The organism is Ferrimonas senticii DSM 18821 (genome assembly GCF_000422665.1).
Classification (GTDB): Bacteria; Pseudomonadota; Gammaproteobacteria; order Enterobacterales; family Shewanellaceae; genus Ferrimonas; species Ferrimonas senticii.
Window position 1 is genome coordinate 190,766 of sequence record NZ_AUGM01000001.1, and the last position, 15,456, is coordinate 206,221.

At 52.9% G+C, this 15,456-nt stretch carries 16 protein-coding genes; 4 read left to right on the forward strand and 12 right to left on the reverse strand.

Going from position 1 to position 15,456, the window contains the following annotated elements; genetic code table 11:
* Positions 1-397 precede the first annotated feature (397 nt).
* The 3 genes from G506_RS0100885 to G506_RS0100895 form a co-directional block, all read right to left on the reverse strand.
* On the reverse strand, positions 398-1,378 hold the full coding sequence (locus tag G506_RS0100885; RefSeq protein WP_051201789.1) for a PfkB family carbohydrate kinase: 981 nt from the start codon (positions 1,376-1,378) through the stop codon (positions 398-400).
* Positions 1,371-2,387 (reverse strand): ADP-ribosylglycohydrolase family protein, encoded by a 1,017-nt coding sequence (locus G506_RS0100890; protein ID WP_028115230.1) that lies wholly within the window; start codon positions 2,385-2,387, stop codon positions 1,371-1,373. Before G506_RS0100890 ends, G506_RS0100885 begins: the two co-directional genes overlap by 8 nt.
* 75 nt (positions 2,388-2,462) lie before the next feature.
* Positions 2,463-3,722: a nucleoside permease gene (locus G506_RS0100895; protein WP_028115231.1), complete on the reverse strand. Its 1,260-nt coding sequence runs from the start codon at positions 3,720-3,722 to the stop codon at positions 2,463-2,465.
* A 539-nt stretch (positions 3,723-4,261) separates the two neighbouring features.
* Here G506_RS0100895 and G506_RS0100905 point away from each other — a divergent pair.
* Positions 4,262-5,518 carry an NRAMP family divalent metal transporter gene (locus tag G506_RS0100905; protein WP_051201790.1) on the forward strand — a complete coding sequence of 419 codons (1,257 nt, stop codon included), beginning with the start codon at positions 4,262-4,264 and terminating at the stop codon, positions 5,516-5,518.
* A 44-nt stretch (positions 5,519-5,562) separates the two neighbouring features.
* Here the strand turns inward: G506_RS0100905 and G506_RS0100910 are convergent, their stop codons facing one another.
* Entirely contained in the window at positions 5,563-6,438 is an 876-nt protein-coding gene (locus tag G506_RS0100910) for a LysR substrate-binding domain-containing protein (protein WP_035386868.1), read from the reverse strand.
* Positions 6,439-6,545: 107 nt separating this feature from the next.
* Here G506_RS0100910 and G506_RS0100915 point away from each other — a divergent pair, with 107 nt between their 5' ends.
* On the forward strand, positions 6,546-7,508 hold the full coding sequence (locus G506_RS0100915; RefSeq protein ID WP_028115234.1) for a TDT family transporter: 963 nt from the start codon (positions 6,546-6,548) through the stop codon (positions 7,506-7,508).
* A gap of 116 nt (positions 7,509-7,624) precedes the next feature.
* Here G506_RS0100915 and G506_RS0100920 read toward each other — a convergent pair whose 3' ends face one another.
* Complete coding sequence (locus tag G506_RS0100920; RefSeq protein WP_028115235.1) at positions 7,625-8,368, reverse strand: hypothetical protein; 744 nt, start codon at positions 8,366-8,368, stop codon at positions 7,625-7,627.
* Between the two features lie 89 nt (positions 8,369-8,457).
* On the opposite strand from G506_RS0100920, the gene G506_RS0100925 reads away from it, so the two are divergent.
* Together G506_RS0100925 and G506_RS0100930 are read left to right on the forward strand one after the other, a co-directional pair.
* Entirely contained in the window at positions 8,458-9,015 is a 558-nt protein-coding gene (locus G506_RS0100925) for an acyloxyacyl hydrolase (RefSeq protein ID WP_156904749.1), read from the forward strand.
* Positions 9,016-9,028: 13 nt separating this feature from the next.
* A complete protein-coding gene (locus G506_RS0100930) occupies positions 9,029-9,466 on the forward strand; it encodes a hypothetical protein (protein WP_028115237.1) in 438 nt (145 codons plus the stop codon).
* A gap of 44 nt (positions 9,467-9,510) precedes the next feature.
* On the opposite strand, the gene G506_RS0100935 is transcribed toward G506_RS0100930, so the two are convergent.
* The 7 genes from G506_RS0100935 to G506_RS0100965 are packed head-to-tail and all read right to left on the reverse strand — an operon-like array spanning position 9,511 to position 15,419.
* The gene (locus G506_RS0100935) at positions 9,511-9,975 is read right to left on the reverse strand and encodes an Sbal_3080 family lipoprotein (RefSeq protein WP_028115238.1); all 465 of its coding nucleotides are present in this window, start codon (positions 9,973-9,975) and stop codon (positions 9,511-9,513) included.
* A 37-nt stretch (positions 9,976-10,012) separates the two neighbouring features.
* A complete protein-coding gene (locus G506_RS0100940; RefSeq protein ID WP_035386869.1) occupies positions 10,013-11,359 on the reverse strand; it encodes a lipid biosynthesis B12-binding/radical SAM protein in 1,347 nt (448 codons plus the stop codon).
* Positions 11,359-12,579, reverse strand: a complete 1,221-nt coding sequence (locus G506_RS0100945; RefSeq protein ID WP_028115240.1) for a beta-ketoacyl-ACP synthase — start codon at positions 12,577-12,579, stop codon at positions 11,359-11,361. The genes G506_RS0100940 and G506_RS0100945 overlap by 1 nt, the downstream gene beginning before the upstream one ends.
* A complete protein-coding gene (fabG, locus tag G506_RS0100950) occupies positions 12,576-13,301 on the reverse strand; it encodes a 3-oxoacyl-ACP reductase FabG (RefSeq protein WP_028115241.1) in 726 nt (241 codons plus the stop codon). The genes G506_RS0100945 and fabG overlap by 4 nt, the downstream gene beginning before the upstream one ends.
* Positions 13,298-13,750, reverse strand: a complete 453-nt coding sequence (locus G506_RS0100955) for a hotdog family protein (protein WP_035386870.1) — start codon at positions 13,748-13,750, stop codon at positions 13,298-13,300. The genes fabG and G506_RS0100955 overlap by 4 nt, the downstream gene beginning before the upstream one ends.
* A gap of 2 nt (positions 13,751-13,752) precedes the next feature.
* Positions 13,753-14,937, reverse strand: a complete 1,185-nt coding sequence (locus G506_RS0100960; protein WP_028115243.1) for a beta-ketoacyl-ACP synthase — start codon at positions 14,935-14,937, stop codon at positions 13,753-13,755.
* Complete coding sequence (locus G506_RS0100965; protein ID WP_169628055.1) at positions 14,934-15,419, reverse strand: DUF3261 domain-containing protein; 486 nt, start codon at positions 15,417-15,419, stop codon at positions 14,934-14,936. The genes G506_RS0100960 and G506_RS0100965 overlap by 4 nt, the downstream gene beginning before the upstream one ends.
* Between the last annotated feature and the right edge of the window lie 37 nt (positions 15,420-15,456).

Sequence of the window (15,456 nt, forward strand, 5' to 3'; positions counted from 1 at the left end):
AAATACTGCATCAGAATCCCCAATTACCTGCTTAGACCGGTTAATTTGGGGCTTGTAAAACGCGCTTGTTATCCCATAGCCACGGGCCAGCGGCAAGTCGCGAAAAGGCCAAAATTGTAACTGAATTAAGGACTTTCAGAAATGGGGCGAAACGGTAATAAATTTCGTTAGACAAGCTGAAAAGTCTTGCACATTGTCGAACTTTCAGAGCAACCGAGATGCAATTGACGTCTAAATGAGCAATTTTCGCAGCGCTGTTGACGCTTAAGTTGAATCACTGATTAATATGCCGAGCATTTAATTCAATCATTGATAAAACATTGACTGAATTAATCGCTCAGAAAACCACAAAGGAAGCCGTTGGGCTTCCTTTGATATTTGGCTTGGTTTATTGCCCTTAGTAGCGGCTGAGGTAATCGCTTAACGTATCCGAGCATGGGGCACAGTCGCCGCCCTGCTGGCTGACAACATAAGAGGCTACCGCATTGCCGAGTAATGCCGATTCCGCCAATGACCAGCCACTGGCAAGACCGGCCAAGGTGGCACCTGCGTGGCTGTCACCGGCGCCGATGGTATCGACGACGGTGGCATCAAATGGTTCGACTATCTCGCCCCACAGGTTGCCGTTGTTGTCACGACAAAGCACATAAGCCCCGTCTTTATCCAGACGGACAATCAGTTGACCACCGTGCTTTTCGACCCAGGAAAGGGCAAAGGCGGCAACGCTGCCATCCATTCCTAGCGCCGTGGCCTCATCGCGATTGACCGTGACAATCGGATTAAGCGCCATCAATCGAGTCATGTAGGCGTCGCTGATGTCCAGCAGGCGAGGACCAAAATCGACCATTACCGTGGCATCGGTTTGCTGCTCTAGCCAGGTCAGCAGCAGTTCACCACTGCGACCGGCAAGCTGGTAGCCAGAGACGTAGATGTAGCCGATTAGCTGACCAAGGCTGGCTAAGGTCTGTTGGCTCCAGTTGTCCTCAACCCCAGTCACGGAGATAAAGGTGCGCTCGCCGCAGGGTTCAACCAGCGCCATGCACCAGCCGTTATCCATGGTTGGATCAACCGGCAGGGCGGTGCTGATCCCGCGGCTAGCCAGATCGCTACGAACCAGATCGGCCCAGCGACCATTACCCAGTGGCAGGGCATTAACCGAATCGATGCCCAATCGTTTTAAGGCAATGGCGACGTTTAATGCACAACCACCAACATGAATGCCTTTTTCCTCGACCGCAATGTCATCGCCGCTGCTTGGCAGGCGTGGGGTACTAACCACCACATCAATCACCGCCGCACCGAGGATGCATAAAGGTTGCTGGCTCTGCAGACTGGCCAGTTTATTGCGCAGTAATTGCGCTGGCGTGCCGTTAAGCATGGGCGGCTTCTCGCTGTTGGCGCAGCGCCAAGAACTTAGTGGCGTAACCGTCAAAGTCCAGTTGGTTGGCGGCATCCATCTGCGCTTTCAGATCGCGGTCAATCGCTTGTTCGCCGTTTAGGGCACCACAAATGGCCACCGCCATGGCACCGATGGTGTCGGTGTCACCGCCCAAGTTGGCACACAAAATAGCGCAGCGGTTCGGGCAAGTCTCGGCCAGTTCCACCATCGCAATCGCGGCAGCCACCGATTCGATGGTGCTGGTGCCAGCGCCAACCAGATCGTAGATCCGCTGCATAGTCTGTTCGGTACCGTTGCCTTGGCGGGCCACATCCAGCGCCAGCTCAATGCGGGCGCCCATAGAGGCGCTGAAGGTGTTAGCGCACTGGGCTTGAGCAGCGTTGGCGATGGCCGGCAGTTGATCGGCAATCACAGTCCAGCTGTGGCCTTCAATCGCTTTGGAGATCGCCCAGGCAATGGCCACAGCACCGGCGATGGCGATGTCGGATTTGTGAGTCGGGCTGGAAGCCAGTGCCACTTCGCTGACAAACTGCGGCAGGCTGTTGGTTGGCAGTAAGCAGCCTAGTGGTGATACGCGCATGGCGGCACCGTTGGTAACGCCCATGTTATCCAGTTGGCTGATTGGGGTGCCGGCTTTAAAGGCGTTCATCGCTACTTTTGAGGTCGGGCCAAACACGTTTTTATTGAAGGCGTCGAAGCCTTCAGCCCAATCCAGCACGTTCTGGGCGATGGTTTCTGGCACGATCTGACCGTCGTGGCTGATGATGGCATCGGCCAATGCCAGTGCCATTGAGGTGTCGTCGGTAAAGTGGCACGCGGTAAAGTAACAAGCGGCGTTGTTTTCCGCCGGACCATCTAAAAAGCGATCGATCCAACCAAAGTGGGCTTTAACGCGGCTGCGTGGCCACAGTTCCGATGGCATACCCATGGCATCGCCCAATGCTTGGCCGTAGAACGCGCCGAGGATTCGATTATGTTGAGTCAGCATAGTGTTAGTTACCTTGAGAAACAGAGAAACCCGCAGGGTAGGTACCTTGCGGGTTGGTAGTTAATTCAGTGCGGATTAAGCCGCTTGTTTTTCATCAACTTTGATGGCGCTGATTTCGCCGTCGGATTCACGGAAGAACCAGAAGAACAGGACGAAGATGACGATGATCATTAGGCCACCGAAGCCCCACATGCCTGCCCAGTCGAAGGTTAGGCCGTTTTGTGGTGTGTCGTAGGCGAACATCTTTTCCATCATCCAGCCACCGAGGCGGTAACCCAGCAAGCTGCCAATGCCCTGACAGCCTAGGGTGATCAGACCCTGAGCGGCGGTACGCATGTGTGGTGGTGCTTTCTTGTCTACGTATACGTAGGCGGTAACGTAGTAGAAGTCGTAGCTTACGCCGTGCAGCAGAATACCGGCGAACAGCAGCGAGTACAGGTACCAGGTGTCGGCAGAGCCTACCACGAAGAAGCCGTAACGGATGCCCGCAGTGATCAGACCCAGCAGCAGTACTTTCTTGATGCCGTAGCGCTTGGTGAAGAACGGCAGCGCCAGCATAAAGAAGATTTCAGATACCTGACCTAAGGTCATCCAGCCGGTGGCGTTGCTCATGCCAACTTCGCTTAGGAAGCCATTGGCAAAGATGTAGTAGAACGCCAATGGCATGCTGAACATAAAGGAGCAGACAAAGAACGCCAGGAAGTTGCGATCTTTCAGTAGCACCAGCGCATCCAGACCCAGCATCACCTTCAGGCTCAGTTTGCCGGTGGACTTTGGTGGGGTGTTTGGCAGCATGATGGCAAACAGACCCAGTGCCAGCGACGCTGCAGCGGTGATCAACAGTGGGATGTTAGAGGCAGAGATGTCGCCGTAGCCCAGCCAAGTTGGTACGAAACCACAGGCCACGCCGGAAGCGATCCAGCCGATGGTGCCCAGTACTCGAATGCGTGGGAAATCACGCTCAACATCGGCCACGTTGGAAAACGCAATCGAGTTGGTCAGCGCGATGGTTGGCATGTAGGTCAGGTTGTATGCCAGCAGCAGTGGGAAGAAGGTGGCAAAGGTCAGTTGCTGCGCCGCCAGATACATCAGCACCGCACCCACAACCATTAACACCGCCAGTACTTTTTGCGCTGGGAAGAAACGGTCAGTGATCGAGCCCACCAGAATTGGCGAGATGATTGCGGCGATGGCGCTGGAGGCGTAACACCAAGCGATCTCGGTTGGTGTAAAACCATTGGCATTCAAGAACGGCCACAGCGGTACGAACCACGCACCCCAGATAAACCATTCGATAAACATCATCAGCGACAACTTACCATTAGCTGTTTTCACTGCTGTTCCCCTAAATAAACGCATACGAGCAATAACAAATTGGCGAGCACAATACGCACGGTTGTGAAATTCACAATTGATCACATTGGAATTTGTGAGCTAGATGGCATTAGTTGGTGACTATCTCTTTGGTGTTAACCTGCTGCTAACACAATCTGCTGTTTTTACACTAAGTGTTTGTTGTTAGATGCTTTCGGTTGTGATTGTAGCTTTGGTGCAGTGGAGGGCGACGATGCCGATGGCAGCGGTTCACGCATTGATGGCGGCAGAGTTAAGGTGAGGCTAGTCATTTTCTCACAAGGATTAACACCATTGGGGCCGTCGGAATGGTGGTTCACCAGCCAAATAATTTCAGTTGAGAAAAGTGCTAGACATTAATCAATTTGGTGATTAAGATGCGCGCCGAAATCGCAGTGGCTGTTCGCTAAGCTGTTGTTTCTAAAATCTAAAGGCGTCCATCGCCACTCTAGGACAACTGTCTCTGACGGTTGTGTTTCCTTTTTTATAAATAGGAAACATCAACTTTTTGCAGAGCGCCCATGTCTAACAATACCCTCTCTTCGACCATCGCTAACGGCGAATCGGTTTCGAACCCTGCGCCAAGCAAGGCCTCTACCATCAATAAAAAAGCGCTGCTGAGTGTCGCCTTTCTGATGGCCACCACTTCAGTTGGTCCTGGCTTTCTGACCCAAACCACCGTATTTACCAATCTGTATCAGATTGATATGGCATTCCCGGTGTTGGCGTCGATTCTGATCACCTTCGGTATCGTTATGAACCTATGGCGGGTGGTTGGCGTCTCTGGTCTGCGTATTCAAGATATTGCGAACAAGGTGGCTCCGGGTCTGGGTTACGCGGTTGGCATTCTGTTGGCCTTAGGGGCCGTGGCATTTAACTTCGGTAACGTTTCTGGCTCGGCGCTGGGCCTGAATGTGCTGACTGGCGCCGATACCCTGTGGGGGACGCTGTTTACTGGTCTGCTTGGCTGCGTACTGTTCTTGGCCCACAACGCCTCGAAACACATCGATAGCATGGCGCGTTACCTTGGTCTGCTGATGATCGTGCTGATCGCTTATGTGGCGATGACCACCATGCCGCCATTGGCGCCAGTAGTAGCAGCGGGGATGATGCCAACCGACGTTAACTCATTGCTGCTGCCAACCTTAACCATCGTTGGTGGTGCCGTTGGTGGTTACTACACCGGCGCCCAGCGTCTGGTGGATGTTGGCCTGAAAGGGCAACACCAACTGAAAGCTATCAGCCAAGCGGCGATCATGGGCGTCAGCATCGCGGTAGTTATTCGCATTCTGCTGTTCTTGGCGGTACTGGGCGTGATTGTTCAGGGCGCGACTTTGGATAAAGCCAACCCTGCGGCGGATGCGTTCCGTCAGGGCGCCAGCTCTGTGGGCTACTACATCTTTGGTTTGGTGCTATTTGTAGCGTCAATCACTTCGGTGGTGGGCAACTCTTACATGGCGATTTCGCTGGTTAAAACCCTGTTCCCAACCATCGAACGTAATGAAAAGTACTGGTGTGTTGGCTTTATCGTGCTGACCACTGTTGGTACTGCGTGCATCAACATGCCAGTGTTCCTGCTGATGCTGGCGGGCTTGGTAAACAGTGTGATCCTGCCGGTAGTACTAGGAGTGATCCTGATCGCCAGTCGCCGCAAAGATATCGTTGGTGATTACCGCCACCCAATGTGGCTGACCTCGCTGGGCGCATTCATTGTGATTGTGATGGCGATCGGTTCAAGTTCAACCATCAGCGGTTTTATCACTCGCTTCATCGGTTAATCGACTTAGCTAACAATCCCCCAAGGGCAACCTTGGGGGATTTTTTATTGCGGCTGGCAAAGCAGCCTGATTAATTGCTGCAATTGCGGCGAATGCTGATTACTGCGGGCAAAGCACAGGGACAGTCGCCGCGGTAATGGCATTGGCAGCGACAACTGGCTAAGGCGCCCGTGTTGCAGCGGTCGTTGGCAGGCCAACGTTGATAACAGACTGATCCCAAGGCCGGCTTCGACTGCGCCGATCACCGCTTCAATTGATGATAATTCCAGTCGCAAGTTGATGCGTTTAAGTCGCGGCGCCAGCTGATAGTCAAACTGGTCGCGACTGCCGGAGTAGGGTTCACGTAAAACCCAAGGCTGCTGACTTAATTGCGACCAACTAACTGCACTGTTGGCTAATGGGTGGCTGGCATTAGCGATGACGATCATCTGATCCTGCTGCCAAGGGACAAACTCCAGTTGTGGGTGCGGTCTATCGGTCTCTATCAGCGCCAAATCCAACTGGTTATCCAGCAGTTGCTGCTGCAGTTGCTGGCTGTTAGCCAGAGTTACCTTCGGATACGGCCAATCGTCTGGCCACTGGCGTGCTAATAATTGCGGCAGCAGATAGTTGCCGATGGTGCCACTGGCACCGAGTCGCAGCGCACTTAGTGGCTTGCCTTGATTAAATTGCTGAAGTAATTGCTGTTCGCGCGCCAACAGTTCTTGTGCCAATGGCAGCAACTGTTGGCCGTGGCTGTTCAATTGCAACCGACCGTGGACCCGGCTAAACAGTGACACCGACAGTTGCGATTCCAGCGCTTTAATCCCTTGCGACAGCGCCCCGCGAGTGACAAACATCTGCTCGGCACTGGTGCCCAAATTCAAAGTTTGGGCGACGGACAGAAACATCTGCAGTTGGCGTAGTGAGAGCTGTTGCATCAACGGATACTCTATTTAGTTTTTCTAAATGGGCGTTTTAGTTTATTTCGATTTTTCTAAATGGGGAAGCTGACATAATGGCACCCGAAATTTAAGGAGTCAGCGCCATGTCAGTCACTAACGTCATTAAACAAGTTCCCACCCCAATTGCGGGATTGGCATTAGGGATCGCCAGCCTTGGCGGTATTATTGATGGCCGTTTTACCTTTGATGGTCAGCTGGCTCTGGTAACTGCCTCCATTTCGGCATTACTGTTGCTGGCGTTGGCACTGAAATTTGCTCTGGCGCCAAAACTGTTAAAAGCCGATCTCGCCCATGCGGTTGTTGGTAGCGTATTGCCAACCGCAGCGATGGCGCTGATGTTGATTGCCGCGACCGTAAAGCCATTGTTGCCTGGAGTAACCCAAGTGCTGTGGCCATTGGCGGTGCTGCTGCACTTGTTATTGTTGGCCAGCTTTGTGTTTCACCGCGTTCGTGAGCCAATCTGGAGCCACATGGTGCCAAGCTGGTTTGTGCCACCGGTTGGGATCATTGTCGCCGCTGTTTCATGCCCAAGCCCAGAATACGCGGGCATTGCTACTGCGTTGTTGTACTTCGGTATGGTCGCTTTTGCCATCCTGCTGCCAGCGATGCTGTACCGATTAATTTTCCATCCCAACATTGCTGAAGCGGCCAAACCAACCATTGCGATTTTGGCTGCCCCGGCCAGCTTGTCGATGGTGGGTTACTTGAAAATGGTGCAGCAACCGTCTGCGATTGTGCTGATGCTGCTGTTTGGGGTGGCGCTGCTGATGACTATGGTGGTGTACGGCGCGTTCTTTCATCTACTCAAGCTGAAGTTCAGCCCAGCCTATGCGGCCTTTACCTTTCCATTGGTGATAAGTTCTGCAGCGCTATACCAGTTTGCGCTAGCGACCGAAAAGTGGGGCTTGGCGATGCATCAGCAGTTGCATGCGATGGCGGACATCGAACTGGCAATTGCGACCCTTGCGGTATCTTATGTAGCGCTGCACTACGTTAATGCTTACCGGCCTGGTCGCAGCGGCGCGAGCTCGACATCGTATGATTGACGGTGGTAACCGCAGACTCGTATTGGCAAAGCGTCTGTGGGTGAAAACGCCACCGGGTTCCCCGTGAGCGCTAAGCCAACGCCGCTTTGATTGCCTAGCGGCGCTGGCTATTGTCACTACTTGAAATAGTTAAGATAGCGGTTCGCGTATTTTCGCAACTTTCGTTCCGGCGCTTGATCTGCGATAGCCTGCACCGTTGGCCGATACTTATATTGACTGGAACCTGCCAGTGCTTTGGTCATCCAAGCGTAAGTGTCGATGGCCAATTTGCTACCGCCCATGGTTGCTACCTCTTGCTTAAGTTGTTGTTCAAGTAGGTTAAGCAAGTATGGCGTGTAGAAATGGTCGTAATGTATGCGCTTGGCGGCGATCCGTTTTAGCTCAAGTTGATCGCTGCGCAGCATATTGGCTAGCCGGTTGTGGTGCAAAGATTGCTGGTCATCAAATAATTTGCGATCGTTGATGATCGGGTTCCACTGGGCGTGTAGGCTCAATTGTGTATTGGCTTGATTGGCGTATTTACGCAGTTTCTTATGAAAATTGTTGCCTTGGTATTGAACCAATACTTCTCGATATTTCTCATTACCGGAAAATCCAAGGGCTTTTATTAACCACGCAGCGTGGTCGATATTTTGCTTACTGTCAGCAAACGGCGCGACCTCTTCCAGACGTTTTGCTACCAGATCAAACAGTGCAGGATCGCTCAGTCCGGCCCACTGTAAGCTTGATGCCGCATCAATATGCATGCGAGCGTGGGGCTGTTCAAAGATGCTTTGGTAATAAGCTTGGTCATATTTTTCGGCGGCCATTACTGGGCTAAGTGCCAATATCAGCAGTAAGTTAAACCAACACTTTTTCATTCGTCACTCCTTTGATTTGTCACTTGTCTATATTTAACTGGTTTGCTTTGCAGCAATGCTTTACCATTTGCATGAAATAATCAACGTGTTTGGCCAGTTATTTTATGGGTATAGCATTAGCTAGATTATTATTACTTGGGGCGCTCGCGCTGCCAGCAGCAGCTAATGAAATTTGGCTCTATGCTGGAACCGGGCCGCAACCTGGTGCTGATCAAAACAATCATATGGTCGGCATTGATTGGCTTGCGTGGGACTATCAACGTTCGCCTAAACAGGTATTCTCGCTTGGTTTTTCCTACTCGCATCTGAGGGCTTCTGGCGATAATCTTGACGGTTACAATCGCCAATTAGAGGCGTTTTCGATCGTGCCGCAATTGACTTTACTGGCCGAACCGTGGCGCAACATGCTGCCGTTGTTTCAGGTTCGTGCCCTAGGACCAACTTATCTATCTGAGAAACGCTTGGGCTTACGACAGCAGGGCATGCATTTCGCTCTGCAAGCGCAAATCTCGGCTGGGCTAAGGTTTGGGCAAGGCTATCGACATCAACTTAATATTATTTATCGGCACTATAGTAATGCTAATTTGGACGATCTAAATGATGGCTTCGATATTCCGGTGGTATTGGGCTATCGCTATCAATTCTAAGCAAGGAGAAACTATGAAGTTAGTTAAATGGACGCTATGGGTGACAATGCTTACCATCACCTCATTTGCTGCGCAGGCCCGCGATTCTCGCCAAAATTTTAATATCGAAATGGCGTTGGCAGAAGGTAGAAATAAAGGCGTTATTGCCACGGATATTCAGTTGCGATTTGGTGAAGACAGTCTGATAAGTGGCACCAAACGCATAGGAGAATACACTGCCAATAAGAAAACCAATGCCTTTAATAAGACCGATATGGAGGCCTGTCATTGGGCGTTTTTATCGGCGATTAAATCATTGCAAAATCGGGCGCGCAAACAGGGCGGTGATGCGGTAGTCAATATTCGTTCTAACTATAAGCAGCAGGACTTTCGCTCTGCCACTGAATTTCAGTGTGGTGCCGGCCATCTCATGGCAGGTGTGACTATGGTCGGTACGGTGGTGAAACTGTGAGAAACAGGGCCATCGTCATCCGTCGATGGCCCATTGTCGTTCCGTTACTGGTACATGCTGCTGATCAGTTCGATAACTTTAGCTTCTGCGTCGATGAATTTATCCAAACCACCGCCGGTACGGTAGCTGGCCTGGCCTAGCGGATTCTGTTGATTATCGGTAACCCAAATGTTGGCGTAGGCTAAGTAGGTGGCCAGATCCCATGCCCAGTTGGCGGTGTAATAGGCGATGACTTGGCACTGTTGTTTATCGGCATCGCTGATCTGTGGTTGGTATGCGGCGTGTTTTTGCGGGTAACTGGCAGAGATAACCTTGGTGGTGGTGCCGTTGGCGGCAAAGCCGCGTTCCATCGCCCGAAGAAAGCCATCTCGAACGGCATCGTGTTTGGCAATGCAGACTTCGGTTGGTTTTTGCGGTTGGGTAAAGCCGGTAATGTCTTGGCGCGCGGCACAGCCGCTTAAGGTCAACGCCGTGGCAACGGCAAGCATAGCGGTGGTGGTTTTTTTCATGGTTCACTTCCTTATTGTGATTGTAAGACGGACGTCGCTATAGGTATTCCCATAATGGGCCCCTTTTTCCTAGTGCCCGCAGTTGAGCGATGCCAACGCTAAGGTCGTCATCTGGCAATATCCAGCGTTGTTGATGGCCTTCGATTGCTTGTTGAAACTGGGCATGGTTAAACGCTGGGCTGAGATAGTACTGCGGTGTAAGCAGATCGGTTTCGGCTGCCAATAGATGGCGTTGGGTCATCTGCATTGCTAACCCAGTGTCGGGATAGATGCGCATGCCAAAGTAGGGGAACAGTACAGTCGGTGGTAGTAAACTGGCATTCTCTAAGGTCTGTTTAAGGCTTTCTTGGTTTTCTCCCCATCCGCCAACGATTAAAAAATGCGCTTGATGCAGTCCCAGTTCAGCGGCGCACTGGGCTGTGCGCAGCACCTGTTTTAACCGAAACGGTTTCTGGTAGCTTGCAAGGGTAATGTCGGATAACGCTTCAGTGCCAAATTCCAAATGGGTTAATCCGGCTTGCTGATACAGCGCTAACTGCCTAGAACTGAGACGATGGGGGGCAAAATATGCGCCCCATTTTGTCGGCAATCCTGTCTTAATCAGCGCTTTAGCCAAGGCTTCATTAAAGTCGGGGGTTAAATTAAATACCGAATCGGTAAAAAAGACGTAGTCGATGCCGTGCTGATCCCAAGCTTGCTTTAGGCTTTCGACAATTTGTGGAATTGGCAATTGCCGGACGGTTGTTCCATCGATGCTGGGGTAGCTGCAATAGATACAGCGATGGGGGCAACCGCGTTTGGTTTGGATATTCAACATACCGCTGTGGTGCCAATAGTGTGCCACCAGATCGGCATCAAACTGCAGTTGTGGATCGTCAATAAAGGTCTTTCTTGGTACAAAGTCTGCGGCAGCTTGATTGTGCCACAACAGTCCCTCGATGCCATTGACGGGTCGCTGCTGTTCTAATCGCTGCAGTAATTGCAACAGAGTTAACTCGCCTTCACCAACGATGCCGTAATCGCCATCAAGCTGTTCTAATAAGGTTTTGGCAAATAGCGAGTAACCTGCACCACCTAAAATAAGCGGTGCTTTCGTTACTGATCGTAGCGTGGCGACTAGAGTGCGGTAGCCGCTGATAAATTCTCGTTGGCTTTGCGAGTCGGTGTCATCGATGTTGCGCAGCGATAGCGCCACATAATCGGGATTAACGCCTGCCAGTTGCTGTTGCCATTGACTGTCGTCCGCTAAGTTCAGGTCCAGCAGTGAAATTTGCAGTGCAGGCCACGCTTGTTGTAGGTAGCTTTTAAGATAACTTAGCGCCAGCGGGTAGACTGGATAGGGGCTGCAGTGGCGATTGGCCGAGATGATGACAAGTTGCGGCATCAACGTACCCTTTTGAAGATTAACGACGTGTTAATCCCGCCAAAGGCGAAGTTATTGCTCATGATCCACTCGCAATCCAGATGACGGCCTTCTCCCCGCAGATAATCAAGATCACCACAGCGGGGATCGACCTCGGTAAGATTTAGCGTCGGGGCAAACCAATTGGCGCGCATCATCTCGATGCTCCACCACGCCTCTAAAGCACCGCAGGCGCCTAGGGTGTGGCCTACGTAGCTTTTTAAGCTACTGATGGGTTTGTGGCCCAGAACCAAGGCGGTTGCTTGGCTTTCGGCAACGTCGCCTTTGTCGGTTGCGGTGCCATGGGCACAGACATAACCAATAGCCTCGGCGCTCAGATTGGCGTCATCCAGTGCTTGTTGCATGGCAATTGCCATCGTTGCTTGATTAGGTTCGGTAACATGACTGCCATCGCTGTTGGTGCCAAAGCCAACGATCTCGGCATAGATAGTGGCGCCGCGGGCGATGGCGTGGTCACGCTCCTCTAAAATTAAGCTGCAAGCCCCTTCGCCAATCACCAAGCCATCTCGTTGGGCATCAAATGGACGCGGAGTCGATTGCGGTTGGTCATTACAAATACTGGTGGCAAACAGAGTATCGAATACTGCGGCTTCCGATGGGCATAACTCTTCGGCACCGCCGGCTACCATTAATGTCTGCTTACCCGAACGAATCGCTTCAAAGGCGTAACCGATAGCTTGGCTGCCTGAGGTACAAGCGCTGGAGGTGGTATGGACGCGCCCTTTAAGACCGAAAAATACGCCGATATTTACCGCTGTGGTGTGTGCCATCATTTGAATATAACTGGTGGCGGTAACCCCGGTCATATCACCGCTTTGCAGCATATTGCCAAATACACGGATCGGATCTGTCGAGCCGGTGGAGGAGCCATAGGCTACCCCCATGCAGCCGGTTTGAATCAGTGGATCGTCCAGCAGACCGGCCTGCGCCAGCGCTAGTTCGGTGGCGCGGGTCGCCATTAGGGATACCCGTCCCATGGCACGCACCGCTTTGCGAGCGTAGTGGCTGGGTTTGCTAAATTGCGCCGGGGCGGCAAGGCGGGTATTCATCCGTTCAAATTTGTCCCACGATGGCATCGGTACTACGGCATTGCGGTATTGCTGCAGTCGCGTAAACGTGGTCGGCCAATCTTGGCCTAATGGCGAGATCCCAGCCATGCCGGTGATGACGACTCGTTTCATAGCATGCCTCCATTAACTGAAATGACTTGGCGCGTGATATAGCTGGCATCATCGCTCATCAAAAATGCGACGGCGGCGGCAACCTCTTGCGGTTGGCCAAAGCGGCGTAGTGGGATCATCGCTGACAGTTCTTGGCTCGGCAGTTGATCGGTCATTTCAGTGGCGATAAGCCCTGGAGCTACGCAGTTTACGGTGATTTTGCGTTTGGCCAGTTCCAACGCCAAAGCTTTGGTGGCACCAATGATCCCCGCTTTAGATGCGCTGTAGTTGACCTGGCCGCGATTACCGGCAATGCCGGAAAGCGATGACAGAGTAATGATCCGGCCCCCTTGGCGAGCTTGCACCATCGGCATTACACAGGGGTGTACCACGTGGTAAAAGCCATCTAGATTGGTGCGCAGTACCTTGTCCCAGGATTCGGCCGACATCGCAGGGAAGGCGTTGTCGTCGCTTATCCCCGCATTGCAGATCACCCCATAGTAGGCGCCGTTGGCGGCGATATCGGCGCTAATTGCAGCGCGTACTTGTTCGCCTTGGCTAAGTTCAAACTGCAACAAGTGGGCTTGACCGCCAAGATCTCGCACCTCTGCGGCGACCCCTTCAACGGCGGCCAGATTTTGGTTGTAGTGCAACACCAGTTGGTGATCGCTGCTGGCCAGGCGCAGGGCGATGGCACGGCCAATGCCGCGGCCAGCTCCGGTGATTAAGATCCGTTTACTCATGCTGATTGTCCTAAAAATTGATTGGGATCTCGTGGCTGAAACACGTTGATCCGTGCTTCAGCAACAGGTTGTTGTTGCTGCTGGATGAGGCAATCGAAGGCTGCCATGCCATCGTCATCTTGATAGAGGCGGTTGACGCTCACGTGATAGCAGCAGTTGCGATCAAACTGGGGTTGATGGATTTGATAGCGGCGAGTACCAAGCAGAAAGCCGATGCGGATCGGTTCACCGTTAGCCTCGGCTTCGATGCCGGCCAAGGTGGCAACTGCTTGTGCCATATATTCGATACCCACCCAACTGGGCACGCCATCAATGGCGTCGTCGAAAAACGGCGCGTGCGGGCTCGGCGTTACCGCGACCGTCAGCTGATCAGGTTGGTAATTGACCAGTTGATCAATCAAAATCATCGGCGGTCGGTGCGCAAGGTATTTAGCTAATGGGTGGGTCATTATCACTCCAAGCGGCGGATCAGCAGGCTGATGTTGCTGCCGCCAAAGGCAAACGAATTACTTAAGATGGTGCCGCCGTTGGCAGGCAACCGATGTTGATGACTGGCCAGCAGTACTGGCGCCAGTGTGGGATCGAGCGGGTAGTGGTTGGCGTGACTCGGCAATTGGCGCTGGTGATTGAGGTCGCTAAGCAGCAACCACGCTAACGCCGCTTCCAACGCTCCCGCCGCGCCCAAGGTATGGCCGGTCAGTGCTTTGGTTGAACTTACCGGTACCTTATCGCGACACAATCGGTAGATCGCTAGACATTCCATCTCATCGTTCAGAGGTGTGGCGGTGCCGTGCAAATTGAGATAATCGACCTTGGCGGCGGATAAGTTTGCGGATTCAAGCGCTAGTCGCATCGCGGTTTCGGCGCCGCGCCCATGTGGTTCTGGGGCGGAAACGTGGTAGCCGTCACTGGACTCACCAAAGCCCGCCAGTTGAATCCCACCGCTATCGCGGGTCATGACAAACAACACCGCTGCCTCACCGATATTGATGCCATCACGATCCTCTGCCAGTGGCCGACAATGACCCTGGGCGTATGACTGTAATGCACAAAAGCCGTTGATAGTAAGCTGACTTAAGCTGTCGCAGCCGCCGCAGACAACCGCATCGACCAAGCCGCTGTCGAGCATTCGCGCTGCCGCTGCCAGCGCTTTAGCGGAAGAGGAGCACGCAGTCGAGATGGTGTAAGCCGGCCCATTGGCACCGATACGGTCAGCCACGAACTGGGCGCCACTGCCGATCTCCTGCTTGCGATAGTGGTAATCGTTGGGCAGTTGGCCAAATTGTTGTTGATGTGCCAATGCCAGTTCATATTCAGCGATGCCCGAGGTAGAAGTGCCAATTATTACCCCGATGCGATCGGCGCCGAAATCGTTGAGCAGCGGTTGCAGTTGCGGCATCAGTTGTTCGCAGCAGTAGTTGAGCATACGGTTATTGCGACAATCCCACTTCGCAAGGCTGCCTTGCAAAGGTGTGGTTAACGGGGCGGCTTGGCCAACCAATACCGACTGTTCTGGGTGCAGGTCATCGCGCCAAACCAAGCCGCGTTGGTCGTGGTTTAGCAGCGCCGTTAAGCTTTCGGCTGGGGTCATCCCCAGCGCCGAGATCATACTTGGTTGGGATAATCGGTGGCTCATAGTGGCGTTTCCTGCAAAGTGGTAACCGTTAGTGTCAATTGATAGGGGTGGTGGCTGATTTGCCGCGATTGGTGGCTACCTTTGACGGTCAGCAGCAACTGCTGATCTTGATACAATTGTTGGCAACGATCGGCATTAGGGCAGGGGCGCCAGTGCGACGTTGAGCTTTGTAAGCGATCTGGCTGCTGCATCACTTGCACCATCGCCAACAGCCATTGCGGAGGCAGTGGACCATCAAGGCCATTGATCTGTTCCGCAAGGGTGACACCGTCCCATCGAAGCGACAGACTTGGTTGACCTAAAGGGCCGCTGGCGGCCAGAACCCACTGTTGTGGTGATTGTTCTTCAACGCCGAACAGCACCAATTTGCCACTGGGGTAGTGCAGTTCGATCCGCTGCTGACGTCGCTGTGCCTCGCCGCTGGGCTGCGCTAAGCAATAGTTAATGCCGGCCACCAGTTCGCCACAGTGGGGTTGTTGCAATAGTTGACATCCACCAAGCAGCAACAGCGTGCACATC